This window comes from Methanosarcina sp., assembly GCF_035390745.1.
In the GTDB taxonomy this organism is placed as follows: Archaea; Halobacteriota; Methanosarcinia; order Methanosarcinales; family Methanosarcinaceae; genus Methanosarcina.
The window spans coordinates 1-1,782 of record NZ_DAOOUJ010000136.1; the positions used below are offsets into that span (position 1 = coordinate 1).

1 protein-coding gene and 1 pseudogene are annotated in these 1,782 nt (G+C 43.9%); both read left to right on the forward strand.

Annotation, left to right across the window (positions count from 1 at the left end):
- Positions 1-192: 192 nt before the first annotated feature.
- Positions 193-312, forward strand: a pseudogene (locus PLL47_RS15025) (helix-turn-helix domain-containing protein); the annotation flags it as partial.
- 249 nt (positions 313-561) lie between these two features.
- Positions 562-1,491, forward strand: a complete 930-nt coding sequence (locus PLL47_RS15030; protein ID WP_324447362.1) for an IS30 family transposase — start codon at positions 562-564, stop codon at positions 1,489-1,491.
- Positions 1,492-1,782: the final 291 nt, after the last annotated feature.

Genomic DNA, 1,782 nt, shown 5'->3' on the forward strand with positions numbered 1-1,782 from the left:
ACTCATTTGAAAAAGTAATTTCCACCCCAAAATCAGGAGCAGCGGAAATAACTTTTGCAAATACGAAGGGTTGCAAGATGTGGAAGTAACTTTTGCAAGCGATGTTCAGGTTCACTTCTGCTGCATAAACTGGAAAATCACCTTTCAAAAAGTTATGATAATCTTGGTGGTGCCTCTGAAGGAGGTACTCATATGAGCAACTTCAAACATCTGACACAAGAGGAAAGGAACATAATCGAGCAAAGATTGAACAGCAGGGAATCATTCAAAAGCATAGCCCGTGAGCTTGGTAAGGATCCAACCACAATAGCGAAAGAAATAAAAAATCATATCCAATACAAGCAAACCGGATGTTATGGAATGGCATTCAATGACTGCAGGTATCGTTTCAGTTGCATTGCCACGCGTCTTTGTGGCAGCTTACGATGCAGACGTTATTGTCGCTTTTGCGGATCACATCCATGTTCGTCACTTTGTAGTGAATATCAACGGGAGATTTGCTCCAGGCTTTCGAAACCGCCCTATGTTTGCAATGGTTGTGAAAACAAACGGTCCTGCACATTGGAGAAGAGGGTCTACTCTGCAACACATGCACAAAAAGAATACGAGGCATTACGTTCTGAGTGCCGCCAGGGGCTGCAGATCACTGAAGAGGAGGCGATAAGACTGGATTCCGTTGTCAGCCCTCTCCTCATGAAAGGTCAGTCGCTTCACCACATATGTATCAACCATGCTGATGAGATCATGCTCGACGAACGCACACTGTACAACTATGTGGATATGGGGGTTTTCACAGCAAGGAATATCGATATGCCCAGAGTAGTACGTATGGGTAGGCGCAGGAAGATAAAAGACCGGTTCAAGGTAGATAAAAAATGCCGGATAGGACGAACTTATCAGGACTATCTTAAATTCAGACAGGAGCATCCGGACCTCCCAGTGGTTGAAATGGACACGGTCGAGGGAAGGATAGGCGGCAAAGTTCTGCTGACGCTGCATTTCACTTTCCCACAGCTCATGCTCGCATTCATCAGAGACGCGAATACTTCCCAGTCTGTCATTGATATCTTCGACCGTCTTTACCTGGAACTTGGGTCCGATACTTTCCGCAAATTGTTCCCGGTACTGCTCTGTGACAATGGCAGTGAGTTCTCTAATCCGGCCGCTATTGAATTTGATTCAAATGGGCAGCGAAGAACATGGGTTTTCTACTGTGATCCGCAGGCTCCTTACCAGAGAGGTGCGGCAGAAAACAACCATGCACTGATCCGGCGTATTATCCCCAAGGGCAGTTCTCTTGATGATTTTACCCAGCAGGATATTACCCTGATGATGAACCATATCAACTCATACGGTCGGCTGAACCTCGGGGACAAGACTCCTTATTGGACTTTCGCGTCATTTTATGGTGAAGAAATATTAAGAAGGATGAATGTAGATCTTATCCCGCCAGATAAGGTCACTCTGCATCCATCCCTTCTTAAAAAATAAAAAATAAATCTACAGAGGCACCACCAGCCACAACTGCATAACCACATTCCAAAAGGGTGGAAATTACTCTTGCAATAAAGTCAGCTAATTTCCATACCTCTGTTTCATTATGCTCAAAAATGGGCTGGTTTTGCTCCTCCAGCCTATATTTTAACCTATTATTGACTGAAAAGCATTAAAAATATGTCAGAATAAACCGATCTAAAATCAGCTAAAAAGCCGATCCTGTCTGATGAATCGGCTTGTGTGGAATTTACTTTTGCAAACTGGAAATTACCTTTTCAATTGACC